This is a genomic window from Sphingobium sp. PNB, from assembly GCF_019873065.1.
Classification (GTDB): domain Bacteria; phylum Pseudomonadota; class Alphaproteobacteria; order Sphingomonadales; family Sphingomonadaceae; genus Sphingobium; species Sphingobium fuliginis.
The window spans coordinates 1-1646 of record NZ_JAINEZ010000203.1; the positions used below are offsets into that span (position 1 = coordinate 1).

The window sequence follows — 1646 nt, forward strand, 5'->3', positions numbered from 1 at the left end:
CCCGCCTTATTCACCAAAAGTGTCCTGAAGGGTTGGCGGGAGTGGCGTAAGCCTCTGATCTGAATTAGGAACTGGGTGTCTAAGCCGAACCTGCCGCAGGGCAGAAAATGCCACGGGCCACACCCGCCATGAACGATGATATCGCAAGCTCATTTGGATTCCCAGCAGTCGGCCGCAAGAAAATCACAGCTGCGTTCGACGGTGGCCGGCTTACCTCGGATGGCGGTGTTCTACTGCTTGCACAGGCCGAGCGCGCGATGGGGATTTGCCAGCGCCTGGCGGCTTGTATTGCCGATCCGCGCGATCCAGCGCGGGTGATCCATCGCCTGGATGACATTCTGCGTGCCCGTGTGTTCGCGATTGCGTGCGGCTATGAGGATGCCGATGATCTCGATGCTCTGCGCGACGATCCAGGCTTCCGCCTGGCGCTCGGCAAGCTGCCGGAATCGGGCGCGGGGCTGGCCAGCCAACCGACGATGAGCCGGTGGGAAAATGCACCGACTACGCGCGAACTGGCCAGCATGATGGCCGCGATGATCGACATCTACTGCGCCAGCTATCCCGCCCCTCCGACAGCGGTCACGCTGGATATCGACGACACGTGCGACGTCGTGCATGGCTATCAACAGCTCTCGTTCTGGAACGGGCATCATGGGGAGCGCTGCTTCCTACCGATCCATATCTACGACACCGCGACCGGCAGGCCGGTGGCCATGCTGCTGCGCACAGGCAAGACGCCTTCTGGAAAGGAGGCGGCGGGGCACATCCGACGCCTGGTGCGTCACCTGCGCCGTAATTGGCCCGATACCCACATCACTATCCGCGGCGACGGGCACTATGGTCGACCCGAGGTCATGGCCTACTGCGATGCGGCCCGCGTCGATTACGTGTTCGGCCTGCCCACCAATTCAGCGCTGCGCGCCGATCCCGCCATTGTTGCGGTCGCCGATGCCTGCGCGGTCAAGCGCGCCCAGCGTCAGTGTCCCGTCCTGCGCAACTATGCCGAGACCCGCTATGGGGCAAAGACCTGGAAGTGCCAGCGTCGCGTCGTTGCACGGATCGAGGCCAGCACGCTGGGCATGGACATCCGCTATGTCGTCACCTCGTTGGCAACAGGATCGGCCGAGCACATCTACGACACGCTCTACTGCGCGCGTGGTCAGGCCGAGAACCTGATCAAGCGCCACAAGTCCCAGCTCGCCAGCGACCGAACCTCGTGCCGCTCGGCCAATGCCAATCAGATGCGCCTGATACTGCACACTGCCGCATACTGGCTGCTATGGCGCATCCAGCAGGCGATGCCCAGGACCGCTGCTCTGGCAAGCGCGGAGTTTACCACCTTGCGCCTGCGGCTGCTCAAGGTCGCTGCGCGCGTCGTAGAAAGTGCTAGCCGCATCCGCATTGCCTTCGCTTCCGCCTGTCCGGATGCCGACCTGTTCCGCGCCCTCGTTCTCCGGCTGAAGCCTGCGCCGACGTAGCCCATGCGGCAGCGCCGCAGAACTCCGAGCCCAGCCCTTCAACCCGAAAAGCCCATCAATCCGAATGCGGTGAAACAAACGCCAGCGATGCCGGTCGTCCGCGCAATACAGCCAGCCGCAGCAAATGCCCAGAGCGGGCCCGAAACCGAGCGTCGTGAATAAGAGAGG

Annotated in this window: 1 protein-coding gene; it reads left to right on the forward strand. The window is 63.4% G+C overall.

What is annotated here, in order from left to right:
• Positions 1–128 precede the first annotated feature (128 nt).
• Complete coding sequence (locus K7W03_RS27380) at positions 129–1478, forward strand: IS1380-like element ISSp1 family transposase (protein WP_013039775.1); 1350 nt, start codon at positions 129–131, stop codon at positions 1476–1478.
• Positions 1479–1646 lie beyond the last annotated feature (168 nt).

Excerpts from the sequence above, each read along its gene's own strand:
- K7W03_RS27380 (WP_013039775.1), top strand. The coding sequence starts at position 129 with ATGAACGATGATATCGCAAGCTCATTTGGATTCCCAGCAGTCGGCCGC.